The sequence below is a fragment of the Methylobacillus methanolivorans genome, from assembly GCF_044751345.1.
Lineage (GTDB): Bacteria > Pseudomonadota > Gammaproteobacteria > Burkholderiales > Methylophilaceae > Methylobacillus > Methylobacillus methanolivorans.
This window is the reverse complement of the sequence record NZ_JBIWXY010000001.1, coordinates 1,770,843-1,792,288: the sequence shown is the minus strand read 5'-3', so window position 1 is coordinate 1,792,288 and position 21,446 is coordinate 1,770,843. Positions and strand designations below refer to the sequence as shown.

The following is a 21,446-nucleotide window of genomic DNA, read 5'->3' as shown; positions in this document are numbered from 1 at the left end:
CAGACAAATTTTAAGTTAGGTAATTACTGTGGCTCGCAAAACCCCTATTGAACGCTATCGCAATATTGGTATCAGTGCGCATATTGATGCTGGTAAAACTACGACTTCTGAGCGTATCCTGTTTTATACCGGGGTTACTCATAAGCTGGGTGAAGTGCATGATGGCGCTGCGACGACTGACTGGATGGAGCAGGAGCAGGAGCGTGGCATCACGATCACCTCTTCCGCTGTGACCTGTTTCTGGAAGGGCATGGATTTGTCCCGTCCTGAGCATCGCATCAACATTATTGATACCCCTGGGCACGTAGACTTTACGATTGAAGTTGAGCGTTCCATGCGTGTGCTGGATGGCGCCTGCATGGTGTACTGTGCGGTGGGTGGTGTGCAGCCTCAGTCCGAGACTGTATGGCGTCAGGCCAACAAGCACAAGGTGCCTCGTCTGGCCTTTGTGAACAAGATGGACCGTACCGGTGCCAACTTCTTCAAGGTTGTCGATCAGATGAAGCTTCGCCTCAAGGCCAATCCTGTGCCTGTGGTGATTCCTATCGGTGCTGAGGATACTTTCGCCGGCGTGGTTGACCTCATCAAGATGAAGGCGATCTTCTGGGATGATGCTTCCCAGGGCATGAAGTTCGAGTACAAGGATATTCCTGCCGATCTCGTCGATACTGCCAATGAGTGGCGCGAGAAGATGATCGAATCTGCTGCCGAAGCTTCTGAAGAGCTGATGAACAGGTATCTGGAAAGCGGTGAATTGTCTGAGGCGGACATCATTGCCGGCTTGCGTCAACGCACTATCGCTACCGAAATTCAGCCTATGCTGTGCGGTTCCGCGTTCAAGAACAAGGGTGTGCAGCGCATGCTGGACGCCGTTCTGGACTTCCTGCCTGCGCCCGTGGATATTCCTGATGTGGCTGGCGAGAGCGAAACTGGCGAGCCATTGACCCGTAAGGCTGATGACAAGGAGCACTTCTCCGCATTGGCGTTCAAGCTCATGAGCGATCCATTCGTCGGTCAATTGACATTCGTGCGTGTGTATTCCGGCGTTCTGACCAAGGGTGAAACGGTTTACAACTCCACCAGTGGCCGTAAGGAACGTATCGGCCGTATCGTGCAGATGAGCGCGAATGATCGGAATGAGATTGAAGAAATCCGCGCCGGCGACATTGCCGCCTGTATCGGCTTGAAGGATGTCACTACTGGTGAGACTCTGTGCTCGCTGGATCATCCTATCATTCTTGAGCGCATGGTATTCCCTGAGCCAGTTATTCACGTGGCTGTTGAGCCAAAGACCAAGAGCGACCAGGAAAAAATGGGCTTGGCCCTTGGCCGTCTCGCGCAGGAAGATCCTTCTTTTCGCGTGCGTACTGATGAAGAGACCAACCAGACCGTTATTTCCGGTATGGGCGAATTGCACTTGGAAATTCTGGTTGACCGCATGAAGCGTGAGTTCAACGTGGAAGCCAATGTTGGCGCTCCGCAAGTGGCTTATCGTGAAGCGATCAAGAAGTCTGTCGAAGTCGAAGGCAAGTTCGTCAAGCAGTCCGGTGGTAAGGGTCAGTACGGTCACGTATGGATTAAGATGGAGCCGAATGAAGCTGGCAAGGGCTATGAGTTTGTCGACCAGATCAAGGGTGGTACTGTGCCGCGCGAATTCATTCCTGCGGTGGATAAGGGTCTGCGCGAAACTATTCCTAGCGGCGTGTTGGCCGGCTTCCCGGTTGTGGATGTCAAGGTTACGCTGTTCGATGGTTCGTACCACGATGTTGACTCCAACGAAAACGCCTTTAAGATGGCGGCTTCCATGGCGTTCAAGGATGGTATGCGCAAGGCGGATCCAATCTTGCTGGAGCCTATCATGGCGGTTGAGGTGGAAACGCCTGAGGATTACATGGGCGACGTCATGGGTGACTTGTCTTCCCGTCGCGGTGTGATTCAGGGTATGGATGATCTGGCTGGCGGTGGCAAGGCTATCCGTGCAGAAGTGCCTTTGTCTGAAATGTTTGGTTATGCCACAACAGTGCGTTCCTTGACGCAAGGTCGTGCGACCTACAGCATGGAGTTCAAGCACTACTCTGAAGCTCCGAGAAATGTGGCAGAAGCCATTATTAATAAGAAGTAATTGAATAATATCTAAGCAAAATAGAATAGATAATTAAAGGAAACGGAAATGGCAAAAGGTAAATTTGAGCGGACGAAGCCGCACGTCAACGTAGGCACGATTGGTCACGTTGACCATGGTAAGACAACATTGACGGCAGCGATCACCACTGTATTGACCAAGAAATTTGGTGGTGAAGCCAAAGACTACTCCCAGATCGACAACGCGCCAGAAGAAAAGGCACGTGGCATCACCATCAACACCTCACACGTAGAATACGAAACAGAAACTCGTCACTACGCCCACGTTGACTGCCCAGGCCACGCCGACTACGTCAAGAACATGATTACCGGTGCAGCCCAAATGGACGGCGCCATCCTGGTAGTGTCTGCTGCTGACGGCCCAATGCCACAAACACGTGAACACATCCTGCTGGCTCGCCAAGTTGGCGTACCTTACATCATCGTCTTCCTGAACAAGGCTGACATGGTAGATGACGCAGAACTGCTCGAGCTCGTAGAAATGGAAGTGCGTGAGCTCCTCTCCAAGTACGACTTCCCAGGCGATGACACTCCTATCGTTAAGGGTTCTGCTAAGCTTGCGCTGGAAGGCGACCAATCGGATATCGGCGAACCTGCTATCTTCCGCCTGGCTGAAGCACTTGACAGCTACATCCCAACACCAGAGCGCGCTGTTGACGGCACCTTCCTGATGCCAGTTGAAGACGTATTCTCCATCTCCGGTCGTGGTACCGTGGTGACTGGTCGTGTAGAGCGCGGCATCGTCAAGGTTGGTGATGAAATCGAAATCGTTGGCCTGAAGCCAACCCTCAAGACCACCTGTACTGGTGTTGAAATGTTCCGCAAACTGCTTGACCAAGGTCAAGCGGGAGACAACGTTGGTGTACTGCTGCGTGGTACCAAGCGTGAAGAAGTTGAGCGTGGTCAAGTGTTGTCGAAGTCTGGTTCTATCAAGCCACACACCAAGTTCACTGCTGAAATCTACGTATTGGGTAAAGATGAAGGTGGTCGTCACACTCCATTCTTCAACGGCTACCGTCCACAATTCTACTTCCGTACCACTGACGTAACAGGTGCAGTAGAACTGCCAGCAGGTACCGAAATGGTGATGCCAGGCGACAACGTCTCCATCACTGTTGCCCTGATCGCACCAATCGCGATGGAAGAAGGTCTGCGCTTCGCGATTCGTGAAGGTGGTCGTACCGTCGGTGCCGGCGTTGTGGCTAAAATCGTAGAGTAATACGTTATTCGGTTGAGCCGTAAGCTTAAATGCTTGCGGCTTTTTCGCTCTTTGGAAATATCGCTCTTTAAGGAAATAACATGGCAGCTCAAAAAATCCGTATCCGTCTCAAAGCATTTGACTATCGTCTGATTGATCAATCCGCACTTGAGATTGTTGAAACGGCTAAGCGTACTGGTGCAGTGGTTAAAGGTCCTGTTCCTTTGCCAACTCGTATTGAGCGCTTTGACATTCTGCGTTCCCCTCACGTTAACAAGACATCCCGTGATCAGTTCGAAATTCGTACTCATCAGCGTTTGATGGATATTGTTGATCCTACTGACAAGACAGTTGATGCATTGATGAAGCTGGACCTGCCAGCGGGTGTTGATGTAGAAATTAAGCTGTAACTTGTGTTTTTGAAGTGGGTCGGATATAATCCGACCCTTTCGCGTACCCGGGTCGGTCAATTGTAATCGGCCTTTTTAATTATTATAAGGAATCGATCATGAGCTTAGGGCTTATTGGTCGCAAGGTGGGCATGACCCGCATTTTTACCGAAGAAGGCGAAAGCGTTCCGGTAACAGTGCTGGAAGTCGTACCTAACCGTGTGACACAGATCAAGACTGCTGCAAGCGACGGCTATACTGGCCTTCAAGTTGCTTACGGTGAGCGTCGTGCCAGCCGCATTGGTAAGGCATTGACCGGTCATTATGCCAAGGCTGGCGTTTCTGCTGGTGCTGGTATCAAGGAATTTCCCGTATCTGATGATGTGTTGGCTAACTACACTGTAGGTGGTCAGATCACTGTTGAGCTTTTCCAAGCAGGCCAGTTGGTTGATGTAACTGGTACCTCTTTGGGTAAGGGCTTTGCTGGTGCTATCAAGCGTCACAACTTCAGTTCCAATCGTGCTTCCCACGGTAACTCCAGATCCCACAATGTGCCTGGTTCTATTGGTATGGCGCAGGATCCTGGTCGTGTTTTCCCTGGTAAGCGCATGCCTGGTCATTTGGGTGCCGCAAAGACTACTGTGCAGAATCTTGAGATTGTGCGTGTAGATGCTGAGCGTAACCTGTTGTTGATCAAGGGTGCGGTTCCTGGCTCTAAAGGCGGCGATGTTGTCGTGCGCCCTAGTGTGAAGGTGAAGGCATAATGGAAATCAAATTAATCGATAAGAATGGCAAGCCAGCTAAAGCTGGGTTGGCTGTTTCTGAAACGACTTTTGGTCGTGAATTCAATGAAGCGTTGGTGCATCAGGTCGTTGTTGCCTATCAGGCCAATGCGCGTACTGCAACTCGTGCTCAATTGACGCGTGCGGAAGTTAGTCACACCACCAAGAAGCCATGGAATCAGAAGGGTACAGGTCGTGCTCGTTCTGGTATGAGCTCTAGCACCATTTGGCGCGGAGGTGGTCGTGCATTCCCGAACACTCCTGACGAAAACTTCAGCCACAAGATCAACCGTAAGGCCTATCGTGCCGGTGTCCGTTCGATCCTGTCCGAGTTGGTGCGTCAAGATCGCCTGAGCGCAGTTGAAGAGTTTGCTGTCGATACTCCTAAAACCAAGCAGTTGCTTGAGAAGATCAAGGGTCTTGGTTACAACGAAGGCTTGTTGGTGTTGGTGGATAAGTTTGATGAAAACTTGTATCTGTCCGCTCGCAACCTGCCTCACGTTCTGGTTCTCGAAGCGCAATATGTTGATCCTGTTAGTTTAGTGCGCTTCCCGCAAGTGCTGGCGACTGCAGGCGCTGTTAAGAAGCTTGAGGAGATCCTGGCATGAGCGCGTTGAGTACTCAAGAACGTTTGTTGCAAGTTATTCTTGCACCACAAATTACAGAAAAAGCTACCCGTATTGCTGATAAGCATCAGCAAATTGCCTTCCGTGTGCGCACTGATGCAACTAAGCCAGAAATTAAGGCTGCGGTTGAGTTGGTGTTCAAGGTGGAAGTTGATGCTGTGACAGTTGTCAATGTGGGCGGTAAGGTAAAGCGTGCTGGCCGTACATTTGGTCGCCGCAAGGACTGGAAAAAGGCTTATGTGAGCCTGAAGCCAGGTCAAGAAATTAACTTCGCAGCGGGCGAATAGGAGAAATCATGGCACTGATTAAAGTCAAGCCTACTTCCCCAGGCCGGCGCGCCGTAGTAAAGGTGGTGACACCTGAGCTGCACAAGGGTAAGCCCTATGCGCCCCTGCTGGAGAAGCAGAGCAAAAAAGCTGGCCGTAACAATAACGGCCATATCACCACACGTCATCAAGGTGGCGGTCACAAGCAGCACTACCGTATTGTTGACTTCCGTCGTAACAAGGACGGCATCACAGCTAAGGTCGAGCGTTTGGAATATGATCCAAACCGCAGTGCGCATTTGGCATTGTTGGTATATGCCGATGGTGAACGTCGTTACATCATTGCTCCGCGCGGTGTTTCCGCTGGTGCGCAGTTGGTGAGTGGTTCCGATGCGCCTATCCGTGCAGGTAATGCATTGCCTTTGCGCAATATTCCTGTCGGTAGCACGATCCATTGCATCGAGTTGCAACCTGGCAAGGGTGCGCAAATTGCGCGTTCTGCCGGTACTTCAGTACAGTTGCTTGCTCGTGAAGGTAGCTATGCTCAGTTGCGTTTGCGTTCCGGTGAAGTTCGCCGTGTGCACGTTGACTGCAAGGCAACCATTGGTGAAGTTGGTAATGAAGAGCACTCCCTGCGCTCTATCGGTAAGGCTGGTGCGGTGCGCTGGCGTGGTGTTCGTCCTACTGTTCGCGGTGTGGTCATGAACCCGGTAGATCACCCGCACGGTGGTGGTGAAGGTAAGACTGCTGCTGGTATGAACCCTGTCAGCCCATGGGGTCTGCCAACCAAGGGTTATCGTACACGTAGCAACAAGCGTACGGATAACATGCGCGTCAGCCGTCGTCCTGCGAATAAGAGGTAATCAATATGGCACGTTCAATTAAGAAAGGGCCATTCGTTGATGGCCATCTGGCGAAGAAGGTAGAAGTTGCTGTCGCTGCTCGCGATAGAAAGCCAATTAAGACTTGGTCACGTCGTTCTACCATCCTGCCTGATTTTATTGGTTTGACCATTGCGGTTCACAACGGCAAGCAGCATGTGCCGGTGTTGATTTCTGAAAACATGGTAGGTCACAAGCTCGGCGAATTTGCGCTGACCCGTACGTTTAAGGGTCATGCTGCCGACAAGAAGGCCAAGAGGTAGGAGAGAGACGATGGAAGTATCTGCTGTATTAAGAGGTGTTCATCTGTCCCCACAGAAGGCTCGCTTGGTCGCTGACCTGATCCGCGGCAAGAAAGTTGACAACGCACTCAATATCCTGAATTTCACACCTAAAAAGGGTGCGGAAATCATTAAGAAGGTTGTTGAGTCTGCAATTGCCAATGCTGAGCATAATGAAGGCGCAGATATCGATGAGTTGAAGGTAACTTCGATTTATGTCGATAAAGGTCTGGTGCTAAAGCGTATCCGCGCTCGTGCCAAGGGTCGCGCTGGACGGATTATCAAGCCAACTTGTCACATCACTGTGACTGTCGGTAACTAAAGGAATCGTTATGGGTCAGAAAATTCATCCGTTTGGTTTCCGTCTGAGCGTCCAGAAAAACTGGTCTTCTCGTTGGTATTCCAATAGCAATAATTTCCCTGCGATGCTGAACAGCGACATCAAGGTGCGCGAGTTTCTGAAGAAGAAGCTTTCCCACGCTGCTGTAAGCAAGATCGTGATTGAGCGTCCTGCAAAGAATGCCAAGATCACGATTTACAGTGCACGTCCTGGTATCGTAATTGGCAAGAAGGGTGAGGACATCGAGTCCTTGCGCTCTGGTCTGCAGGGTCTGATGGGTGTACCTGTGCACCTGAACATCGAAGAAGTGCGTAAGCCTGAAATCGATGCCACCCTGATTGCAGAAAGTATTGCACAACAGCTCGAAAAGCGCGTGATGTTCCGTCGTGCCATGAAGCGTGCGATGCAAAACGCGATGCGTCTGGGTGCTCAAGGCATCAAGATCATGAGTTCTGGTCGTTTGAATGGTATCGAAATTGCGCGTACCGAATGGTACCGTGAAGGTCGTGTGCCTTTGCATACACTGCGTGCTGATATCGATTACGGCGTGGCAGAAGCGAAGACTACCTACGGTATCATCGGTATCAAGGTTTGGGTGTTCAAGGGCGAAGTGTTCGGCAATAAGCTTGAACAAGCCGCTCAACCTGCTGAGCCAGAAAAGAAAGTAAGAAAGTCGGGGGCAAAAAATGCTGCAACCAGCTAGACAAAAATTCCGTAAGATGCAGAAGGGCCGTAATAAGGGCATCGCGACTACCGGTAACAAGGTAAGCTTTGGCGAGTTCGGTCTGAAAGCAATTGGTCGTGGTCGTCTGACCGCACGTCAGATTGAAGCGGCTCGTCGTGTGATGACTCGTCATATCAAGCGTGGTGGTCGAGTATGGATCCGCGTCTTCCCAGATCAGCCGATTTCCAAGAAGCCTGCTGAAGTTCGTATGGGTAATGGTAAGGGTAGTACCGAGTACTACATTGCCCAGATCCAACCTGGAAAGATGTTGTACGAAATGGACGGTGTCAGTGAAGAGCTGGCACGTGAAGCGTTCCGCTTGGCTGCTGCAAAGCTGCCAATCGAGACTACCTTCATTACTCGTCATATTGGGAGCTAGTCATGAAAGCGTCCGAATTGAGAAACAAGACTGTTGAAGAGTTGAACAATGAGTTGATCGAGTTGCGTCGTGCGCAATTCTCTCTGCGCATGCAACTGGCTACTCAACAGTTGAACAAAGTTGACCAGGTAGGCAAAGTGCGCCGTGATATTGCTCGCGTTCGTTCTGTGCTTGCTGAAAAAGCCAAAGCGGCTAATGCAAGTCAAGCGTAAGCGGAGTCATTATGAGCGAAAATCAAACTGAAAAATTAGTTCGCACTTTGAGTGGCCGTGTAGTAAGCGACAAGATGGATAAGACTGTGACTGTTCTAGTCGAGCGTAAGGTGAAACATCCTTTGATCGGCAAGGTGGTACGTCGCTCCAACAAGTTCCATGCTCACGACGAAAACAATGAGTGCAAAGAAGGCGATCTGGTTGTAATCGAAGAAAGCCGTCCGCTTTCCAAGACCAAAACTTGGCGCGTAAGCAAGATTGTAGAAAAAGCACGTATTGTGTAATTAATATTGCCCTTCCACTTGCAATTGCATGGAAGGGCAATATATAATGTCGGACCTTTTGGCGCCCAACAAGCTGGCGCCCCAATACTGACCGTAGTGCTGTCAGCCGTTTTTGACAAGCGGCTGGTGTTGGTTTAACGGATTAAGTTGGAGATTATTCTCATGATTCAAATGCAGTCTCGGCTGGATGTTGCCGATAACACTGGTGCACGTTCCGTAATGTGTATCAAGGTGTTGGGTGGTTCTAAGCGTCGTTATGCTGGTATTGGTGATATCATCAAAGTCAGTGTTAAGGATGCTGCCCCACGTGGTCGCGTCAAAAAAGGCGAGGTTTATAGTGCAGTTGTAGTTCGTACTGCCAAGGGTGTTCGTCGTCCAGATGGTTCCCTGGTTAAGTTCGATAGCAATGCTGCAGTGTTGTTAAACAATAAGCTGGAACCGATTGGTACCCGTATTTTCGGGCCGGTGACACGTGAGCTGCGTGGCGAGCGTTTCATGAAGATCGTTTCTCTGGCACCCGAAGTTCTATAAGGAGTTGCTGGATGAGTAAGATTCGCAAGGGTGATGAAGTCATCCTGAATACAGGTAAAGACAAAGGCAAGCGCGGTACTGTATTGCGCGTGTTGGAGTCCGGCCAAGTTCTGGTCGAGGGTATCAACGTGGTAAAGAAGCATGCCAAGCCTAACCCAATGCGCGGTGTAGCTGGCGGCATTATCAGCAAAGAGATGCCTGTAGACATCTCTAATGTTGCTTTATTCAATCGTGCCACCCAGCAGGGTGATCGCGTTGGCTTCAAGACATTGGATGACGGTCGCAAGGTTCGCGTATTTAAGTCCAGTGGCGAAGTTGTTGACGCATAAGGGTAGATCATGGCTCGTTTAAAAGATTTTTATAAAGACACCGTGGTTAAGCAGCTGGTTGAGCAGTTTGGCTACAAGTCTGTAATGGAAGTGCCTCGCATTGAAAAAATCACCCTGAATATGGGTGTTGGCGAAGCTGTTGCTGACAAGAAAGTCATGGAGAATGCCGTGGCTGACTTGGAAAAGATTGCAGGTCAAAAGGTTGTTGTAACCAAGGCTAAGAAGTCTATCGCTGGTTTCAAGATCCGTGATGGCTACCCTGTGGGTTGCAAGGTAACGCTGCGTCGTGAGCATATGTACGAATTCCTGGATCGTCTGATTACAGTCGCTATTCCTCGTATTCGTGACTTCCGTGGTATTTCTCCTAAGTCATTTGATGGTCGTGGTAACTACAATCTGGGTGTGCGTGAGCAGATTATTTTCCCGGAAATTGAATACGACAAGATCGATGCGTTGCGCGGGTTGAATATCACCATCACTACAACTGCAAAGACTGATGACGAGGCGCGTGCGCTCCTCTCCGCATTCAGCTTCCCATTTAGGAACTAATCATGGCTAAAACCTGCATGATCGAACGCGAGCAAAAGCGTCGCGACACGGTGAAGAAATATGCTGCCAAGCGTGCTGAATTGGTTGCGGTGATCAACGATGTAAATGCATCGGTTGAAGATCGTCGCGCTGCACGTAACAAGCTGCAAAGTTTGCCACGTAACTCCAGCCCTGTTCGCCAACGTAACCGTTGCGCATTGACTGGTCGCCCACGTGGTGTGTTTAGTAAATTCGGCATTGCGCGTGGTAAGTTGCGCGAATTGATGATGCGTGGCGAAGTGCCAGGTGTCACCAAGGCTAGCTGGTAACGGAGGAATTTAGTATGAGTATGAGTGATCCGATTGCCGATATGCTGACGCGCATCCGTAATGCGCAAAGCACGAACAAGGTTTCTGTTTCCATGCCATCATCCAAGCTCAAGCGTGCGATTGCATCTGTGCTGAAGGATGAAGGTTATATTGATGACTTCGCTGTGCAAGATATTGAAGGCAAGCCACAGTTGAACATTAGCCTTAAGTATTATGCTGGTCGTCCAGTGATTGAGAAGATTGAGCGTGTAAGCCGCCCAGGTTTGCGTATCTATCGTGGCAATCAAGAGATTCCAGTGGTAATGAACGGCTTGGGTGTGACCATTGTGTCTACATCCAAGGGTGTGATGACTGATCGTAAAGCACGTGACGCCGGTATCGGTGGTGAAGTGCTCTGCGTTGTGGCTTAAGGAGAAAAACATGTCTCGTGTAGCTAAAAATCCAGTCGCTATCCCTGCCAAGGTTGAAGTTGTATTGAGTGCTGGCAACATTGCGGTCAGTGGTCCATTGGGTAAGCTGTCTTTGCCTTTGAGTGGCGATGTTGCCGTTGAACGTGATGGCGATAACCTGACTTTCGTGGTTGCTCGCGATACCCAGCATGCGCGTGCTATGTCCGGTACTTTGCGTGCTCTGGTCTTTAATATGGTCACCGGTGTTTCTCAAGGCTTCACCCGCAAGCTCAACCTGGTTGGTGTAGGTTACAAGGCTCAGGCTCAGGGAGCTACCCTGAATCTGGATCTGGGCTTCTCCCACCCGGTTAACCATAAGATGCCTGAAGGCGTCACTGTTCAGACTCCGACTCCTACCGAGATCGTACTGACTGGTGCAGACAAGCAGGTTGTGGGTCAGGTTGCCGCGCAGATTCGTGCGTATCGTTCGCCAGAGCCTTATAAGGGCAAGGGTGTACGTTACTCCGATGAAGTGGTGATTATCAAAGAAACCAAGAAGAAGTAAGGTTTAGCCATGAATAATGTAAATTCACGTCTGCGTCGTGCACGTAAAACCCGTGCCAAGATCGCCGAGTTGAAAGCTATCCGCCTGAGTGTGCATCGTAGCAATAGCCACATTTATGCTCAGATTATTGCCGAAACTGGTGACACGGTGCTTGCTAGTGCTTCTACCCTTGAGGTTGAAGTTCGTAACGACATCAAAAATGGTGGCAATATCGCCGCTGCCGCACTTGTCGGTAAGCGTATCGCGGAAAAGGCCAAGGCGGCAGGGATCACTACTGTTGCATTTGACCGTTCCGGCTACAAGTACCACGGTCGTATCAAGGCGTTGGCTGATGCCGCGCGTGAAAACGGCTTGTCCTTCTAAAGACTGAGGTTGATGATGGCAAAAGTTGAAATTGAACAGCAGCAAACCGATGGTTTGCGCGAGAAAATGATCGGCGTCAACCGCGTCACCAAAGTGGTGAAGGGTGGTCGTATCATGAGTTTCGCCGCACTGTCCGTAGTAGGTGACGGTGATGGTGGTGTAGGTATGGGCAAGGGCAAGGCGCGTGAAGTGCCGGTTGCCGTGCAAAAGGCGATGGACGAAGCTCGTCGCGGCATGATCAAGGTTAGCCTGAATAATGGCACTCTTTATCACGCTGTTACTGGCGTTCACGGTGCTGCCAAGGTATTCATCCAGCCTGCTTCTGAAGGTACCGGTATTATCGCCGGTGGTGCAATGCGCGCTATCTTCGAAGTGATGGGTGTGACCAACGTATTGGCAAAATGTATTGGTTCTACCAATCCATATAACGTCGTGCGTGCCACCCTGAACGGCTTGAAGTCCATGAATACTCCTGCTGAAATCGCTGCAAAGCGTGGCAAGAGTGTTGAAGAAATCAGAGGTTAATCATCATGGCTAAGGCAAAAAAAGCAAATGACTTGATCAAGGTAACCTTGATCAAGAGCACCATCGGTAGAATCAAGTCTCACCGTGCAAGCGTCGCTGGCCTGGGTCTGCGTCGCCTGAATCAGACTGTTGAGGTGCAGGATACTCCTGCTAATCGCGGCATGATCAATGCAGTGAGCTATCTGTTAAAGGTAGAAGCATAATGAAACTGAATACTATCAAGCCTGCTGAAGGCGCTAAGCACGCCAAGCGTCGCGTTGGTCGTGGTATTGGTTCCGGTCTGGGTAAGACTGGTGGCCGTGGTCACAAGGGTCAAAAGTCTCGTGCTGGCGGTTTCCACAAGGTAGGTTTCGAAGGCGGTCAAATGCCTTTGCAACGTCGTTTGCCTAAGCGTGGTTTCAATTCCCTGACTAAAGCTGATACTGCAAATGTGCGTACTGCTGATCTGGTTCGCGTTGATGCTGAAGTGGTTGATCTCTTGGCATTGAAGCAAGCTAATGTCATTCCCGGTAGTGCACGTGCTGTGAAAGTATTTCTTTCTGGCGATGTGACTCGTGCTGTGACAGTGCAAGGTCTTGCGTTGAGCAAGGGTGCTCGTGCTGCCGTTGAAGCAGCCGGCGGTAAGATCGTAGAGTAATCAATTCGTGGCTAACGATAGTATTTTTGGTGCAGTGGGAAAAGTCAGCGAGTTGAAAAACCGCTTGCTTTTCGTATTGGGTGCCTTGATCGTTTTCCGCCTTGGCGCGCACATTCCGGTTCCTGGTATTGATCCGGATGTGCTTGCCCGTCTGTTTGAATCGCAGAGTGGCGGTATCCTAGGTATGTTTAATATGTTCTCGGGCGGTGCCTTGGAGCGTTTTACTATTTTTGCCTTGGGTATCATGCCGTATATTTCGGCCTCTATTATCATGCAGCTCCTGACCGTGGTATCACCACGCATGGAACAGTTGAAGAAAGAGGGCGAGAGCGGACGCCGTACAATTACCAAATACACACGCTATGGCACAGTGTTCTTGGCAACTTTCCAGGCTTTGGGTATTGCTATTGCACTGGAGGGTCAAGCTGGTCTCGTACTTGATCCAGGTTTGATGTTCCGTTTTACCACTGTGATTACTTTGGTTGGCGGTACGATGTTCCTGATGTGGCTAGGTGAACAGATCACTGAACGTGGAATTGGTAATGGTATCTCCATCATCATTTTCGCGGGTATTGTTGCTGGATTGCCGCATGCGATCGGTGGAACGCTGGAGTTGGCTCGTACAGGTGCGTTTTCCATTCCGTTGGTATTGTTCCTGTTTGTTGCTGCTGTGCTTGTGACTGCGTTTGTTGTCTTTGTTGAACGTGGTCAACGCAAAATTACAGTGAACTATGCCAAGCGTCAGGTGGGTCGTAAGGTATTTGGTGGGCAAACAAGTCATTTGCCATTGAAGTTGAATATGGCCGGTGTAATTCCGCCGATTTTTGCTTCTAGCATTATCTTGTTTCCTGCGACCATGGCAGGCTGGTTTGGTAGTCACGAAAGCATGTCTTGGCTCAAGGACATTGGTTCAACCCTGTCCCCAGGTCAGCCGCTTTATATTATTTTCTTTGCTACAGCCATTATCTTCTTCTGTTTCTTTTATACGGCGTTGGTATTCAACCCAAAGGAAACTGCAGATAACTTGAAGAAGAGTGGTGCATTTGTTCCAGGAATCCGTCCTGGTGAGCAAACTGCGCGATACATTGATCGCATCATGGGTCGTTTGACCTTGGCTGGTGCACTGTATATCACTGCAGTATGTTTGCTGCCAGAGTTCTTGATTTTGAAGTTCAATGTTCCATTCTATTTTGGTGGTACTTCATTGCTGATTATCGTGGTGGTGACCATGGACTTTATGGCCCAGGTTCAATCCCACTTGATGTCACATCAATATGAAGGCTTGCTGAAAAAAGCTAACTTTAAGGGTGGTGCGGGTCTACCGCGTTAATCTTTAGTATGGCAAAAGAAGATCGTATTGAAATGCAAGGCGAGGTTCTTGAGAACCTCCCAAATGCAACGTTTAGGGTCAAACTGGAAAATGGCCATGTCGTCCTGGGCTATATTTCAGGCAAGATGCGCATGCACTACATTCGTATCCTGCCCGGTGACAAGGTCACCGTGGAAATGACTCCTTATGATTTATCGCGTGCGCGAATTATATTCCGCGCCAAGTAAGTTTTTTGCGAAGAGGTGAGAGATGAGAGTTCGTGCATCAGTGAAGACATTGTGCCGTAATTGCAAGGTGGTTCGCCGCCGTGGTGTTGTGCGTATTATTTGCACTGACCCACGTCATAAGCAACGCCAGGGTTAATCCGGTAACGTGGTTTTAAAAGGGACAGGTTTTTAATCTATTTGTTAAAAACTTGTCAAGCTGTTAAAATTTTGGGCTTTTTTGGCGATTTGAAAACGATGCGCCATTATTTTGGAGTAGCTACATGGCTCGTATAGCAGGGGTAAATATCCCAAATCATAAACATACTGAAATCGCATTGACTTCGATTTACGGTGTGGGCCGTACTACGGCAAAACAAATTTGTCTGGCTGCAGGTGTATCCGCGACAGCGAAGATCAAGGATCTGAATGACGCTGAAGTAGAAAAGCTGCGTGATGAAGTCGCCAAGCTGCAGGTGGAAGGTGATCTGCGCCGCGAAGTGACAATGAATATCAAGCGCTTGATGGATCTTGGCTGCTATCGTGGTATCCGTCATCGTCGCGGTTTGCCTGTTCGTGGTCAACGTACCAAGACCAATGCGCGCACTCGCAAGGGTCCAATCAAGCCTATCAAGGCATCCAAGTAAGGAATAGCAAATAATGGCTAAAGCTAACGTACGCGTACGCAAGAAAGTCAAAAAGAATATTGCCGAGGGCATTGCTCACGTGCATGCTTCTTTCAACAACACCATCATTACCATCACTGATCGCCAAGGCAATGCTTTGTCTTGGGCTACATCGGGTGGTCAGGGTTTCAAGGGCTCTCGTAAGAGCACCCCTTTTGCTGCTCAGGTAGCTGCTGAAGCTGCTGGTAAGGCTGCTCAGGAATGTGGTGTTAAGAATCTTGAAGTGCGCATCAAGGGCCCAGGCCCAGGTCGTGAATCTGCTGTACGTGCATTGAATGCCGTTGGTTTCAAGATCACCAGCATTTCTGACGTAACCCCTGTGCCGCACAATGGTTGCCGTCCACCGAAAAAGCGCCGTATCTAAGCTGGATATAAGGTTGCAGCCACGATAACCTGGTTGTCGTGGTTGATTTATTTAAAGTAATCGAGGACCGTAAGGATAGCTATGCAAAACAGTCCGACTGAATATTTGAAGCCACGCGTTGTTGATGTCGAGGTGATTTCGCCCGTGCGTGCACGTGTGACACTGGAGCCAATGGAGCGCGGTTTTGGTTACACGCTGGGTAATGCCTTGCGTCGAGTATTGCTGTCTTCCATTCCTGGCTTTGCTATTACAGAAGTCAAGATTGATGGTGTAGTGCATGAGTACTCTACACTGGATGGCGTGCAGGAAGACGTGGTAGATATCCTGCTGAACCTCAAAGGTGTTGCACTCAAGCTGAATAGCAAGAGTGAAACTACGCTGACACTGAACAAGAGTGTTGAGGGTGTGGTAACTGCAGGTGACTTTGAAACAGGTCATGATGCAGAGATTGCTAACCCTGAGCATGTAATTGCTCATCTGACTAAAGGCGGTAAGCTCAATCTTGAAGTGAAGGTTGAAATGGGTCGTGGTTACCAGCCTGTTCCACAGCGTCAGAAGAGCGAAGATGAAGATCGTGTACTTGGGTTTATCCAGGTGGATGCTTCTTTCAGCCCGATTAGCAAGGTAAGTTACCAAGTTGAAAGTGCTCGTGTTGAGCAGCGTACTGACTTGGATAAGTTGATCATGGACGTTGAAACCAACGGCGTGGTCGAGCCTGAGCAAGCTATCCGTGATGCCGCACGTATCTTGATGGGGCAGCTTTCCGTGTTTGCTGATTTGGAAGGTGCTCCTTCTGAAGTGGAAGTAAAGCAAACACCTCAAGTGGATCCTATCCTGCTGCGTCCAGTGGATGATCTGGAGCTGACAGTACGCTCTGCAAACTGCTTGAAGGCAGAAAATATTTATTACATTGGTGACCTGATTCAGCGCACTGAAAATGAGCTGTTGAAAGCACCAAATCTAGGCCGTAAATCTTTGAATGAGATTAAGGATGTACTGGCCTCCAAGGGCCTGACATTAGGCATGAAACTAGAAAACTGGCCACCTGCGGGCCTGGAAAAGGTGTGAGGGAATCACTATGCGTCATCGCAACAGCAATCGTAAATTAAACCGCACCAGCAGCCATCGTCAGGCTATGTTGCGTAACATGGCTAACTCTCTGCTACGCCATGAAATCATCAAGACAACCTTGCCAAAGGCAAAGGAGCTGCGTCGTGTTGCAGAGCCTTTGATTACTCTGGGCAAGGAAGCAACGCTGGCTAACCGCCGTTTGGCATTCAGCCGCCTGCGTGATCGTGATATCGTTGGCAAACTGTTCAATGAGTTGGGTCCTCGTTACCAAACTCGTAACGGTGGTTACCTGCGTATCCTCAAGTGCGGCTTCCGCGTAGGTGACAATGCACCTATGGCGCTGGTTGAGCTGGTTGATCGCCCAGAATTGGCTACAGATGGTGAAGTTGTAGCAGCTGAATAAATCAGCAGTAGTTATCCATGAAAAAGCCGGTTTTTAACCGGCTTTTTTATTGTCAAAATACGTGGAAGTAATTGCTGGTGTTTTACGCTTGATGGTCTCTTGTGAAATATCAAGTTATAGAAAAATCTTGCGCTCATCCAAGATACTTAAAGAAATAGTTTAGTATTCGCTGAAGTGATCTTGATGCTGAATATATAATTTCTTACGGTAACCAATGCCTGCCAGGCATTTTCCTCAACATATTGGCACAGGTTTCAAAAGCATATGGCGGATATTCAGGAATCAAAGGAAAGTTTGCAGGAGAGCCTGCAGCAGGTGATTACCCTGCTGAACAAGCATCGTCTGGTTGAGGAGTTGGTGCATAAGCAGGAAATGCCTAAGCAGGAGTTAGTGCAGACGCTGGTACATAGGCAGAACCTTGCAGAGCTGCAAAAGAAGCTGGATAGCCTACATCCTGCCGACGTTGCTTATATCCTGGAGGCCTTGCCATTAGAGCAGCGTCTGGACGTCTGGGATCTGGTCAAGGCCGAGCGTGACGGTGAAATCCTGCTGGAAGTGTCGGATGCTGTGCGCCAGACGCTGATCGCAGACATGGACAGCGACGAATTGCTCGCTGCCGCTGAACAGCTGGATACGGACGAGTTGGCTGACCTGGCTCCTGACTTGCCGAAAGACGTGTTGCAGGAGTTATTGGAAAGCCTGGACAGCCGTAATCGCGAGCGTTTGCAGTCTGCGCTGTCGTATTCCGATGATGCCGTAGGTGGCTTGATGGACTTCGATATCATCACGATTCGAGAGGATATCAGCCTGGAGGTGGCTTTACGCTATTTGCGACGTATCGGTAGCTTGCCTGATCATACCGATAAGTTATTTGTCGTTGACCGCAATGATGTATTGCGTGGCGTACTGCCCTTGAAGCGTTTGGTGGTCAATGACCTGGATTCCGGCGTGGCTGATGTCATGGCGGACGATGCTGTGGTATTTCACCCGGAAGATAAAGCTGATGAGGCTGCCAAGGCCTTCGAGCGTTATGACTTGGTAACGGCTCCTGTGGTGGATGACAATAATCGCCTGGTTGGCCGGCTGACGGTAGATACGGTGATGGACTACATCCGCGAGGAAGCGGAAAGCGATATGCTGTCCATGGCAGGTTTGCGTGAAGAAGAAGATATCTTTGCCTCGGTATGGAAGTCAGTCCAAAACCGCTGGATGTGGCTGGCCATTAACTTGGTGACAGCATTCGTTGCCTCTCGCGTCATTGGCTTGTTTGAAGGCTCCATTGAGAAGATCGTGGCGCTGGCCGCCCTGATGCCGATTGTGGCAGGTATAGGCGGCAATTCAGGTAACCAAACGACAACTATGATCGTACGTGGCCTGGCGCTCGGGCAGATCGCAGGTCACAACACCAAGTCACTACTCATCAAGGAAACTGGCGTTGGTCTATTGAATGGCCTGATCTGGGGTAGTGTGTTGGGGATTCTTGCGTATCTGCTGTATGGCAGCATTGCCTTAGGGGTTGTGATGACTGCGGCGATGACATTGAACTTGTTGCTGGCAGCCGTGATGGGGGTCATGATCCCACTGGTAATGACGACAAAATTCAATCGTGATCCTGCGGTGGGTTCCAGCGTCTTGATTACGGCAGTCACGGATAGTGGCGGATTCTTTATTTTCCTCGGGTTGGCGACGATTTTCCTACTATGAACAATACGATATTCACGGTCTGGCAAGAGCTGGTTGATGATTTCTCCTCTGCAGCTATGCTATGGCAGGTCGGCATTATTCTGGGTAGCCTGCTGATTGCCTGGTCTATCAACAGCCTGCAGCGCGCTAGGCTTGCCAACAGCAATGTGCATCAGGCCGCGATCGAGGGATTAACGCGTGTCTTGTTCCCGATTTCGTCTTTATTGATGGTGTGGTTGGGGCAGTTGGTGATCAGTCATTGGTATAACGCCAACTTGTTGGAGCTTGCTTCCAGGCTATTGATTGCGATGGCGGTGATTCGCCTGGCTGTCTATGTATTGCGGTATGTATTCTCCCCCAGTGGGTGGCTAAGAGCGACCGAAAATGTATTTTCCACGGTGGTCTGGCTGATCCTGGTGTTACATGTGACTGGCTTATTGCCGGACATTATTGCGGCACTGGATAGCGTGCGCTTTAACATCGGCAAGAGTGCGGTCAGTCTGTGGTTGGTGATACAAGGCTTGTTCACGGTGCTGGTTACTGTATTTATTGCCTTGTGGTTGAGTCGCCTGATCGAAAACAAGTTGATGCAGGCGACCAATATCAACATCAATATGCGTGTGGTGATCAATAAAGTAATCCGCATTGCTTTTGTGTTTATTGCCGTTCTGGTGGCTTTATCTGCGGTCGGGCTGGATATTACCTTGCTGTCTGTATTTGGCGGCGCCCTGGGCGTTGGTTTGGGCTTTGGCTTGCAGAAAATTGCCAGCAACTATGTCAGTGGTTTTATCATCCTGCTCGATGAGTCTATGAGCCTGGGGGATTTTGTTACTATCGGTTCCTATTACGGTAGTGTGCAGGAGTTACGCTCAAGGTATATGGTATTGCGCCAGCTGGATGGCACTGACGTGATTATTCCCAATGAAACCTTGATTACCAGTGCCGTGGTTAATCATACTGCGACACGCAGGCGGGTGAAGATTGCCTTGCCTATCCAGGTGGGATATGACACTGACCTGAGGGCGACGTTGGAGCTAATGAAGGAGGTTGCAGGCCGTCATCCTCGTGTGATGAAGGAGCCAGCGCCGGATGCCAAACTGGTGGGCTTTGGGGAGAGTGGTATCGACCTTAACCTCACTGTATGGGTGCCCGATCCTGAGAATGGCGCAGGGGATATTCCCTCCACCGTGTACCTCAATTTATGGGATGAGTTCAAGGCTCGTGGTATTTCCATTCCGTTCCCGCAACGCGAGGTGCATGTGTTTGGGCATGGCATCAGCACCGAACAGGTAGGCGATGCACTTGATGGGGCTGTGAATTGAATCAAATAGCTTGTATGCTTTGTTTTTGAATCGCATGGTGTATTTCAACGATTCTCTCTATATAAGCCAGCGCTTCCTCAGTAAAGAACTCTCTCGACTTATTTAATCTGAAGTTTGCAAGCAGCTTGTGTAGGGCTTGCTCTAGTTCAATATGGTTAGAAGTTTGATATACCGCATGAATGATGAACTCGAATGGAACACCTGTGGTGTACAGTTGAGATATTCGTTGTGATACATCTTGCGAGGTATATCCAATTTTTATTATTTCTTTTCCATTTTTGGTAAAAGTCCCGGTTCTCAATACATAAACTTTACCTGAAGTGCTCTCAAAGTCTTCAACTTCAGGAATATCATCCATTAACTCTGTTCTACTCAGAGATATTTTCATCGGTTTAGAAGATCTGTCGCAAAAGAAATCTTCGTTGGTGCGAACTGCACCATAAATTTGAGCAAGGAGAGCGTGCCAGATTGGTGTAATTGCCTTTTGCTACATTGCGTTGATGTGATTCAGTGCTATAAAACTGTGGGTAATGTAGTTTAATTGCTTCTCTAATCTCCTGAGGCGTGAGCACAAGATTTGCTTCAGATAGAATATCCTTAATTACTTCCGGCAATGTGCTTATAGATATATCAAGATTAAGCATGATGAATCGATCAGAATTAAATAAAGTTGTTCGGTAGTATTGTGCAATAAAAAAAGCCCGCATTTGCGGGCTTTTTTATCTACCAATGCCGAATTACTTCAGCTTGGTTTCCTTGTACAGGACATGCTTACGAGCAACGGGATCAAACTTCTTGATCTCCATTTTTTCTGGCATGGTGCGCTTGTTCTTGGTCGTGGTGTAGAAGTGACCAGTACCTGCGCTGGATTCCAGTTTGATTTTTTCACGCATGATTCAGTCCTTAGATCTTTTCGCCGCTGGCGCGCAGATCAGCCAGAACAGCATCGATACCATTCTTGTCGATAGTGCGCAGAGCAGCATTGGTGATACGTAGGCTAACCCAGCGGTTTTCGCTCTCAACCCAGAACTTGCGGTTTTGCAGGTTAGGAAGGAAACGACGCTTGGTCTTGTTGTTTGCGTGGGAAACATTATTCCCAACCATCGGCTTTTTGCCGGTTACCTGACATACGCGTGCCATGGCGGACTCCGAAATTCGAAAAGACCGCATTTATACCATGAAAAACCAATTCTTTTCAAGTGGATTCAAAGATTTTTGTTAGAAACTTACTGTGTGCCTGTACTGCCAAATCCACCTGTGCCGCGCTCACTGGCGGCGAAATCCTCGACGATATTGAAGCTTGCCTGTATGACGGGGACAATGACCAGTTGAGCGATACGTTCCATCGGGTTAAGCAGGAAGCTTTCTTTACCGCGGTTCCAGCAGGAGACCAAGAGCTGACCTTGATAATCGGAGTCGATCAGGCCGACCAGATTGCCCAGGACGATACCGTGTTTGTGGCCCAAGCCAGAGCGGGGCAATATCAAGGCAGCATAGTTTGGGTCAGCAAGGTGAATGGCCATGCCGGTAGGGATCATGATGGTCTCGCCTGGTGCCAGGGTTTGCGTGTGTTCTATGCAGGCACGCAGGTCCAGGCCTGCGGAGCCTGGCGTCGCATAGCTGGGTAACATATGTTGCAAGCGGCTATCCAGTATTTTGACGTCTATGTTGAGGCTCATGAGTG

Annotated in this window: 36 protein-coding genes; 32 read left to right on the top strand and 4 right to left on the bottom strand. The window is 49.5% G+C overall.

Translation table 11 applies throughout. From position 1 onward, the window contains the following. Positions 1-28: 28 nt before the first annotated feature. From fusA to ACIKP9_RS08270, 32 genes are all read left to right on the top strand, one after another. Positions 29-2,122: an elongation factor G gene (fusA, locus tag ACIKP9_RS08425; RefSeq protein WP_400881410.1), complete on the top strand. Its 2,094-nt coding sequence runs from the start codon at positions 29-31 to the stop codon at positions 2,120-2,122. A 48-nt stretch (positions 2,123-2,170) separates the two neighbouring features. Continuing rightward, positions 2,171-3,361: an elongation factor Tu gene (gene tuf / locus ACIKP9_RS08420; protein WP_400881408.1), complete on the top strand. Its 1,191-nt coding sequence runs from the start codon at positions 2,171-2,173 to the stop codon at positions 3,359-3,361. An 80-nt stretch (positions 3,362-3,441) separates the two neighbouring features. Continuing rightward, a complete protein-coding gene (gene rpsJ, locus ACIKP9_RS08415; protein ID WP_011478646.1) occupies positions 3,442-3,750 on the top strand; it encodes a 30S ribosomal protein S10 in 309 nt (102 codons plus the stop codon). 98 nt (positions 3,751-3,848) lie between these two features. Next, a complete protein-coding gene (gene rplC / locus ACIKP9_RS08410; RefSeq protein WP_230346605.1) occupies positions 3,849-4,493 on the top strand; it encodes a 50S ribosomal protein L3 in 645 nt (214 codons plus the stop codon). Further along, positions 4,493-5,119, top strand: coding sequence for a 50S ribosomal protein L4 (rplD, locus tag ACIKP9_RS08405; RefSeq protein WP_230346604.1), 627 nt, complete (start codon positions 4,493-4,495; stop codon positions 5,117-5,119). Before rplC ends, rplD begins: the two co-directional genes overlap by 1 nt. Then, positions 5,116-5,424 carry a 50S ribosomal protein L23 gene (gene rplW / locus ACIKP9_RS08400; protein WP_230346603.1) on the top strand — a complete coding sequence of 103 codons (309 nt, stop codon included), beginning with the start codon at positions 5,116-5,118 and terminating at the stop codon, positions 5,422-5,424. The genes rplD and rplW overlap by 4 nt, the downstream gene beginning before the upstream one ends. A gap of 8 nt (positions 5,425-5,432) precedes the next feature. Next, a complete protein-coding gene (rplB, locus tag ACIKP9_RS08395) occupies positions 5,433-6,266 on the top strand; it encodes a 50S ribosomal protein L2 (protein ID WP_230346602.1) in 834 nt (277 codons plus the stop codon). A 5-nt stretch (positions 6,267-6,271) separates the two neighbouring features. Then, entirely contained in the window at positions 6,272-6,547 is a 276-nt protein-coding gene (gene rpsS, locus ACIKP9_RS08390) for a 30S ribosomal protein S19 (RefSeq protein WP_230346601.1), read from the top strand. Positions 6,548-6,557: 10 nt separating this feature from the next. Beyond that, the gene (rplV, locus tag ACIKP9_RS08385; RefSeq protein WP_230346630.1) at positions 6,558-6,887 is read left to right on the top strand and encodes a 50S ribosomal protein L22; all 330 of its coding nucleotides are present in this window, start codon (positions 6,558-6,560) and stop codon (positions 6,885-6,887) included. A 10-nt stretch (positions 6,888-6,897) separates the two neighbouring features. Next, positions 6,898-7,608, top strand: coding sequence for a 30S ribosomal protein S3 (gene rpsC / locus ACIKP9_RS08380; RefSeq protein ID WP_400881403.1), 711 nt, complete (start codon positions 6,898-6,900; stop codon positions 7,606-7,608). Then, positions 7,592-8,008 (top strand): 50S ribosomal protein L16, encoded by a 417-nt coding sequence (gene rplP, locus ACIKP9_RS08375; protein ID WP_011478654.1) that lies wholly within the window; start codon positions 7,592-7,594, stop codon positions 8,006-8,008. Before rpsC ends, rplP begins: the two co-directional genes overlap by 17 nt. A 2-nt stretch (positions 8,009-8,010) precedes the next feature. Further along, positions 8,011-8,220, top strand: coding sequence for a 50S ribosomal protein L29 (gene rpmC, locus ACIKP9_RS08370; RefSeq protein ID WP_011478655.1), 210 nt, complete (start codon positions 8,011-8,013; stop codon positions 8,218-8,220). Positions 8,221-8,231: 11 nt separating this feature from the next. Then, positions 8,232-8,504, top strand: coding sequence for a 30S ribosomal protein S17 (gene rpsQ, locus ACIKP9_RS08365; RefSeq protein ID WP_025872351.1), 273 nt, complete (start codon positions 8,232-8,234; stop codon positions 8,502-8,504). A gap of 162 nt (positions 8,505-8,666) precedes the next feature. Next, positions 8,667-9,035 (top strand): 50S ribosomal protein L14, encoded by a 369-nt coding sequence (gene rplN / locus ACIKP9_RS08360; protein ID WP_011478657.1) that lies wholly within the window; start codon positions 8,667-8,669, stop codon positions 9,033-9,035. A gap of 11 nt (positions 9,036-9,046) precedes the next feature. After that, a complete protein-coding gene (rplX, locus tag ACIKP9_RS08355; protein ID WP_400881400.1) occupies positions 9,047-9,364 on the top strand; it encodes a 50S ribosomal protein L24 in 318 nt (105 codons plus the stop codon). A gap of 9 nt (positions 9,365-9,373) precedes the next feature. Continuing rightward, positions 9,374-9,913, top strand: coding sequence for a 50S ribosomal protein L5 (rplE, locus tag ACIKP9_RS08350; RefSeq protein ID WP_230346598.1), 540 nt, complete (start codon positions 9,374-9,376; stop codon positions 9,911-9,913). Between the two features lie 2 nt (positions 9,914-9,915). Continuing rightward, positions 9,916-10,221, top strand: coding sequence for a 30S ribosomal protein S14 (gene rpsN, locus ACIKP9_RS08345; RefSeq protein ID WP_400881397.1), 306 nt, complete (start codon positions 9,916-9,918; stop codon positions 10,219-10,221). A 14-nt stretch (positions 10,222-10,235) separates the two neighbouring features. Next, entirely contained in the window at positions 10,236-10,631 is a 396-nt protein-coding gene (gene rpsH, locus ACIKP9_RS08340) for a 30S ribosomal protein S8 (protein WP_400881395.1), read from the top strand. A gap of 10 nt (positions 10,632-10,641) precedes the next feature. Beyond that, on the top strand, positions 10,642-11,175 hold the full coding sequence (gene rplF, locus ACIKP9_RS08335; protein ID WP_400881393.1) for a 50S ribosomal protein L6: 534 nt from the start codon (positions 10,642-10,644) through the stop codon (positions 11,173-11,175). A gap of 9 nt (positions 11,176-11,184) precedes the next feature. Continuing rightward, positions 11,185-11,538, top strand: a complete 354-nt coding sequence (rplR, locus tag ACIKP9_RS08330) for a 50S ribosomal protein L18 (RefSeq protein ID WP_230346594.1) — start codon at positions 11,185-11,187, stop codon at positions 11,536-11,538. Between the two features lie 15 nt (positions 11,539-11,553). After that, a complete protein-coding gene (gene rpsE, locus ACIKP9_RS08325; protein ID WP_230346629.1) occupies positions 11,554-12,063 on the top strand; it encodes a 30S ribosomal protein S5 in 510 nt (169 codons plus the stop codon). Between the two features lie 5 nt (positions 12,064-12,068). After that, positions 12,069-12,266 (top strand): 50S ribosomal protein L30, encoded by a 198-nt coding sequence (gene rpmD / locus ACIKP9_RS08320; RefSeq protein ID WP_230346593.1) that lies wholly within the window; start codon positions 12,069-12,071, stop codon positions 12,264-12,266. Further along, positions 12,266-12,700 (top strand): 50S ribosomal protein L15, encoded by a 435-nt coding sequence (gene rplO, locus ACIKP9_RS08315; protein ID WP_230346592.1) that lies wholly within the window; start codon positions 12,266-12,268, stop codon positions 12,698-12,700. Before rpmD ends, rplO begins: the two co-directional genes overlap by 1 nt. Positions 12,701-12,707: 7 nt before the next feature. Continuing rightward, entirely contained in the window at positions 12,708-14,030 is a 1,323-nt protein-coding gene (gene secY / locus ACIKP9_RS08310; RefSeq protein ID WP_230346591.1) for a preprotein translocase subunit SecY, read from the top strand. 8 nt (positions 14,031-14,038) lie between these two features. Then, positions 14,039-14,257, top strand: coding sequence for a translation initiation factor IF-1 (infA, locus tag ACIKP9_RS08305; RefSeq protein ID WP_011478668.1), 219 nt, complete (start codon positions 14,039-14,041; stop codon positions 14,255-14,257). A gap of 22 nt (positions 14,258-14,279) precedes the next feature. Beyond that, positions 14,280-14,393, top strand: a complete 114-nt coding sequence (gene rpmJ, locus ACIKP9_RS08300; RefSeq protein ID WP_081620790.1) for a 50S ribosomal protein L36 — start codon at positions 14,280-14,282, stop codon at positions 14,391-14,393. A 124-nt stretch (positions 14,394-14,517) separates the two neighbouring features. Continuing rightward, positions 14,518-14,880, top strand: coding sequence for a 30S ribosomal protein S13 (rpsM, locus tag ACIKP9_RS08295; RefSeq protein WP_011478670.1), 363 nt, complete (start codon positions 14,518-14,520; stop codon positions 14,878-14,880). 13 nt (positions 14,881-14,893) lie between these two features. After that, positions 14,894-15,283 (top strand): 30S ribosomal protein S11, encoded by a 390-nt coding sequence (gene rpsK / locus ACIKP9_RS08290; RefSeq protein WP_230346590.1) that lies wholly within the window; start codon positions 14,894-14,896, stop codon positions 15,281-15,283. 81 nt (positions 15,284-15,364) lie between these two features. After that, positions 15,365-16,351 carry a DNA-directed RNA polymerase subunit alpha gene (locus tag ACIKP9_RS08285; protein ID WP_400881388.1) on the top strand — a complete coding sequence of 329 codons (987 nt, stop codon included), beginning with the start codon at positions 15,365-15,367 and terminating at the stop codon, positions 16,349-16,351. A 10-nt stretch (positions 16,352-16,361) separates the two neighbouring features. Further along, positions 16,362-16,757, top strand: a complete 396-nt coding sequence (rplQ, locus tag ACIKP9_RS08280; RefSeq protein ID WP_230346588.1) for a 50S ribosomal protein L17 — start codon at positions 16,362-16,364, stop codon at positions 16,755-16,757. 264 nt (positions 16,758-17,021) lie between these two features. Then, entirely contained in the window at positions 17,022-18,461 is a 1,440-nt protein-coding gene (gene mgtE, locus ACIKP9_RS08275; RefSeq protein WP_230346587.1) for a magnesium transporter, read from the top strand. Then, a complete protein-coding gene (locus tag ACIKP9_RS08270) occupies positions 18,458-19,762 on the top strand; it encodes a mechanosensitive ion channel family protein (RefSeq protein WP_400881386.1) in 1,305 nt (434 codons plus the stop codon). The genes mgtE and ACIKP9_RS08270 overlap by 4 nt, the downstream gene beginning before the upstream one ends. A gap of 1 nt (position 19,763) precedes the next feature. Here the strand turns inward: ACIKP9_RS08270 and ACIKP9_RS08265 are convergent, their stop codons facing one another. The 4 genes from ACIKP9_RS08265 to dut form a co-directional block, all read right to left on the bottom strand. Continuing rightward, positions 19,764-20,120 (bottom strand): GIY-YIG nuclease family protein, encoded by a 357-nt coding sequence (locus ACIKP9_RS08265; RefSeq protein ID WP_400881384.1) that lies wholly within the window; start codon positions 20,118-20,120, stop codon positions 19,764-19,766. Positions 20,121-20,499: 379 nt separating this feature from the next. Then, complete coding sequence (gene rpmG, locus ACIKP9_RS08260; protein ID WP_011478679.1) at positions 20,500-20,655, bottom strand: 50S ribosomal protein L33; 156 nt, start codon at positions 20,653-20,655, stop codon at positions 20,500-20,502. A 10-nt stretch (positions 20,656-20,665) separates the two neighbouring features. Then, a complete protein-coding gene (gene rpmB / locus ACIKP9_RS08255; protein WP_011478680.1) occupies positions 20,666-20,902 on the bottom strand; it encodes a 50S ribosomal protein L28 in 237 nt (78 codons plus the stop codon). A gap of 86 nt (positions 20,903-20,988) precedes the next feature. Beyond that, the gene (gene dut, locus ACIKP9_RS08250) at positions 20,989-21,441 is read right to left on the bottom strand and encodes a dUTP diphosphatase (RefSeq protein WP_400881381.1); all 453 of its coding nucleotides are present in this window, start codon (positions 21,439-21,441) and stop codon (positions 20,989-20,991) included. Positions 21,442-21,446: the final 5 nt, after the last annotated feature.

Excerpts from the sequence above, each read along its gene's own strand:
- dut (WP_400881381.1), bottom strand. The coding sequence starts at position 21,441 with ATGAGCCTCAACATAGACGTCAAAATACTGGATAGCCGCTTGCAACAT.
- rpmJ (WP_081620790.1), top strand. The coding sequence starts at position 14,280 with ATGAGAGTTCGTGCATCAGTGAAGACATTGTGCCGTAATTGCAAGGTG.
- rpsC (WP_400881403.1), top strand. The coding sequence starts at position 6,898 with ATGGGTCAGAAAATTCATCCGTTTGGTTTCCGTCTGAGCGTCCAGAAA.
- rpsQ (WP_025872351.1), top strand. The coding sequence starts at position 8,232 with ATGAGCGAAAATCAAACTGAAAAATTAGTTCGCACTTTGAGTGGCCGT.
- ACIKP9_RS08265 (WP_400881384.1), bottom strand. The coding sequence starts at position 20,120 with ATGGATGATATTCCTGAAGTTGAAGACTTTGAGAGCACTTCAGGTAAA.
- rplV (WP_230346630.1), top strand. The coding sequence starts at position 6,558 with ATGGAAGTATCTGCTGTATTAAGAGGTGTTCATCTGTCCCCACAGAAG.
- rplB (WP_230346602.1), top strand. The coding sequence starts at position 5,433 with ATGGCACTGATTAAAGTCAAGCCTACTTCCCCAGGCCGGCGCGCCGTA.
- tuf (WP_400881408.1), top strand. The coding sequence starts at position 2,171 with ATGGCAAAAGGTAAATTTGAGCGGACGAAGCCGCACGTCAACGTAGGC.
- ACIKP9_RS08270 (WP_400881386.1), top strand. The coding sequence starts at position 18,458 with ATGAACAATACGATATTCACGGTCTGGCAAGAGCTGGTTGATGATTTC.
- rplP (WP_011478654.1), top strand. The coding sequence starts at position 7,592 with ATGCTGCAACCAGCTAGACAAAAATTCCGTAAGATGCAGAAGGGCCGT.
- rplQ (WP_230346588.1), top strand. The coding sequence starts at position 16,362 with ATGCGTCATCGCAACAGCAATCGTAAATTAAACCGCACCAGCAGCCAT.
- rpsK (WP_230346590.1), top strand. The coding sequence starts at position 14,894 with ATGGCTAAAGCTAACGTACGCGTACGCAAGAAAGTCAAAAAGAATATT.
- infA (WP_011478668.1), top strand. The coding sequence starts at position 14,039 with ATGGCAAAAGAAGATCGTATTGAAATGCAAGGCGAGGTTCTTGAGAAC.
- rplE (WP_230346598.1), top strand. The coding sequence starts at position 9,374 with ATGGCTCGTTTAAAAGATTTTTATAAAGACACCGTGGTTAAGCAGCTG.
- rplC (WP_230346605.1), top strand. The coding sequence starts at position 3,849 with ATGAGCTTAGGGCTTATTGGTCGCAAGGTGGGCATGACCCGCATTTTT.
- rpsH (WP_400881395.1), top strand. The coding sequence starts at position 10,236 with ATGAGTATGAGTGATCCGATTGCCGATATGCTGACGCGCATCCGTAAT.
- rpmB (WP_011478680.1), bottom strand. The coding sequence starts at position 20,902 with ATGGCACGCGTATGTCAGGTAACCGGCAAAAAGCCGATGGTTGGGAAT.
- mgtE (WP_230346587.1), top strand. The coding sequence starts at position 17,022 with ATGGCGGATATTCAGGAATCAAAGGAAAGTTTGCAGGAGAGCCTGCAG.
- rplD (WP_230346604.1), top strand. The coding sequence starts at position 4,493 with ATGGAAATCAAATTAATCGATAAGAATGGCAAGCCAGCTAAAGCTGGG.
- rpsS (WP_230346601.1), top strand. The coding sequence starts at position 6,272 with ATGGCACGTTCAATTAAGAAAGGGCCATTCGTTGATGGCCATCTGGCG.
- rplN (WP_011478657.1), top strand. The coding sequence starts at position 8,667 with ATGATTCAAATGCAGTCTCGGCTGGATGTTGCCGATAACACTGGTGCA.
- rpsN (WP_400881397.1), top strand. The coding sequence starts at position 9,916 with ATGGCTAAAACCTGCATGATCGAACGCGAGCAAAAGCGTCGCGACACG.
- rplR (WP_230346594.1), top strand. The coding sequence starts at position 11,185 with ATGAATAATGTAAATTCACGTCTGCGTCGTGCACGTAAAACCCGTGCC.
- rplF (WP_400881393.1), top strand. The coding sequence starts at position 10,642 with ATGTCTCGTGTAGCTAAAAATCCAGTCGCTATCCCTGCCAAGGTTGAA.
- rpmG (WP_011478679.1), bottom strand. The coding sequence starts at position 20,655 with ATGCGTGAAAAAATCAAACTGGAATCCAGCGCAGGTACTGGTCACTTC.
- ACIKP9_RS08285 (WP_400881388.1), top strand. The coding sequence starts at position 15,365 with ATGCAAAACAGTCCGACTGAATATTTGAAGCCACGCGTTGTTGATGTC.
- rpsE (WP_230346629.1), top strand. The coding sequence starts at position 11,554 with ATGGCAAAAGTTGAAATTGAACAGCAGCAAACCGATGGTTTGCGCGAG.
- rpsJ (WP_011478646.1), top strand. The coding sequence starts at position 3,442 with ATGGCAGCTCAAAAAATCCGTATCCGTCTCAAAGCATTTGACTATCGT.
- rpmC (WP_011478655.1), top strand. The coding sequence starts at position 8,011 with ATGAAAGCGTCCGAATTGAGAAACAAGACTGTTGAAGAGTTGAACAAT.
- rpsM (WP_011478670.1), top strand. The coding sequence starts at position 14,518 with ATGGCTCGTATAGCAGGGGTAAATATCCCAAATCATAAACATACTGAA.
- rpmD (WP_230346593.1), top strand. The coding sequence starts at position 12,069 with ATGGCTAAGGCAAAAAAAGCAAATGACTTGATCAAGGTAACCTTGATC.
- rplX (WP_400881400.1), top strand. The coding sequence starts at position 9,047 with ATGAGTAAGATTCGCAAGGGTGATGAAGTCATCCTGAATACAGGTAAA.
- rplW (WP_230346603.1), top strand. The coding sequence starts at position 5,116 with ATGAGCGCGTTGAGTACTCAAGAACGTTTGTTGCAAGTTATTCTTGCA.
- rplO (WP_230346592.1), top strand. The coding sequence starts at position 12,266 with ATGAAACTGAATACTATCAAGCCTGCTGAAGGCGCTAAGCACGCCAAG.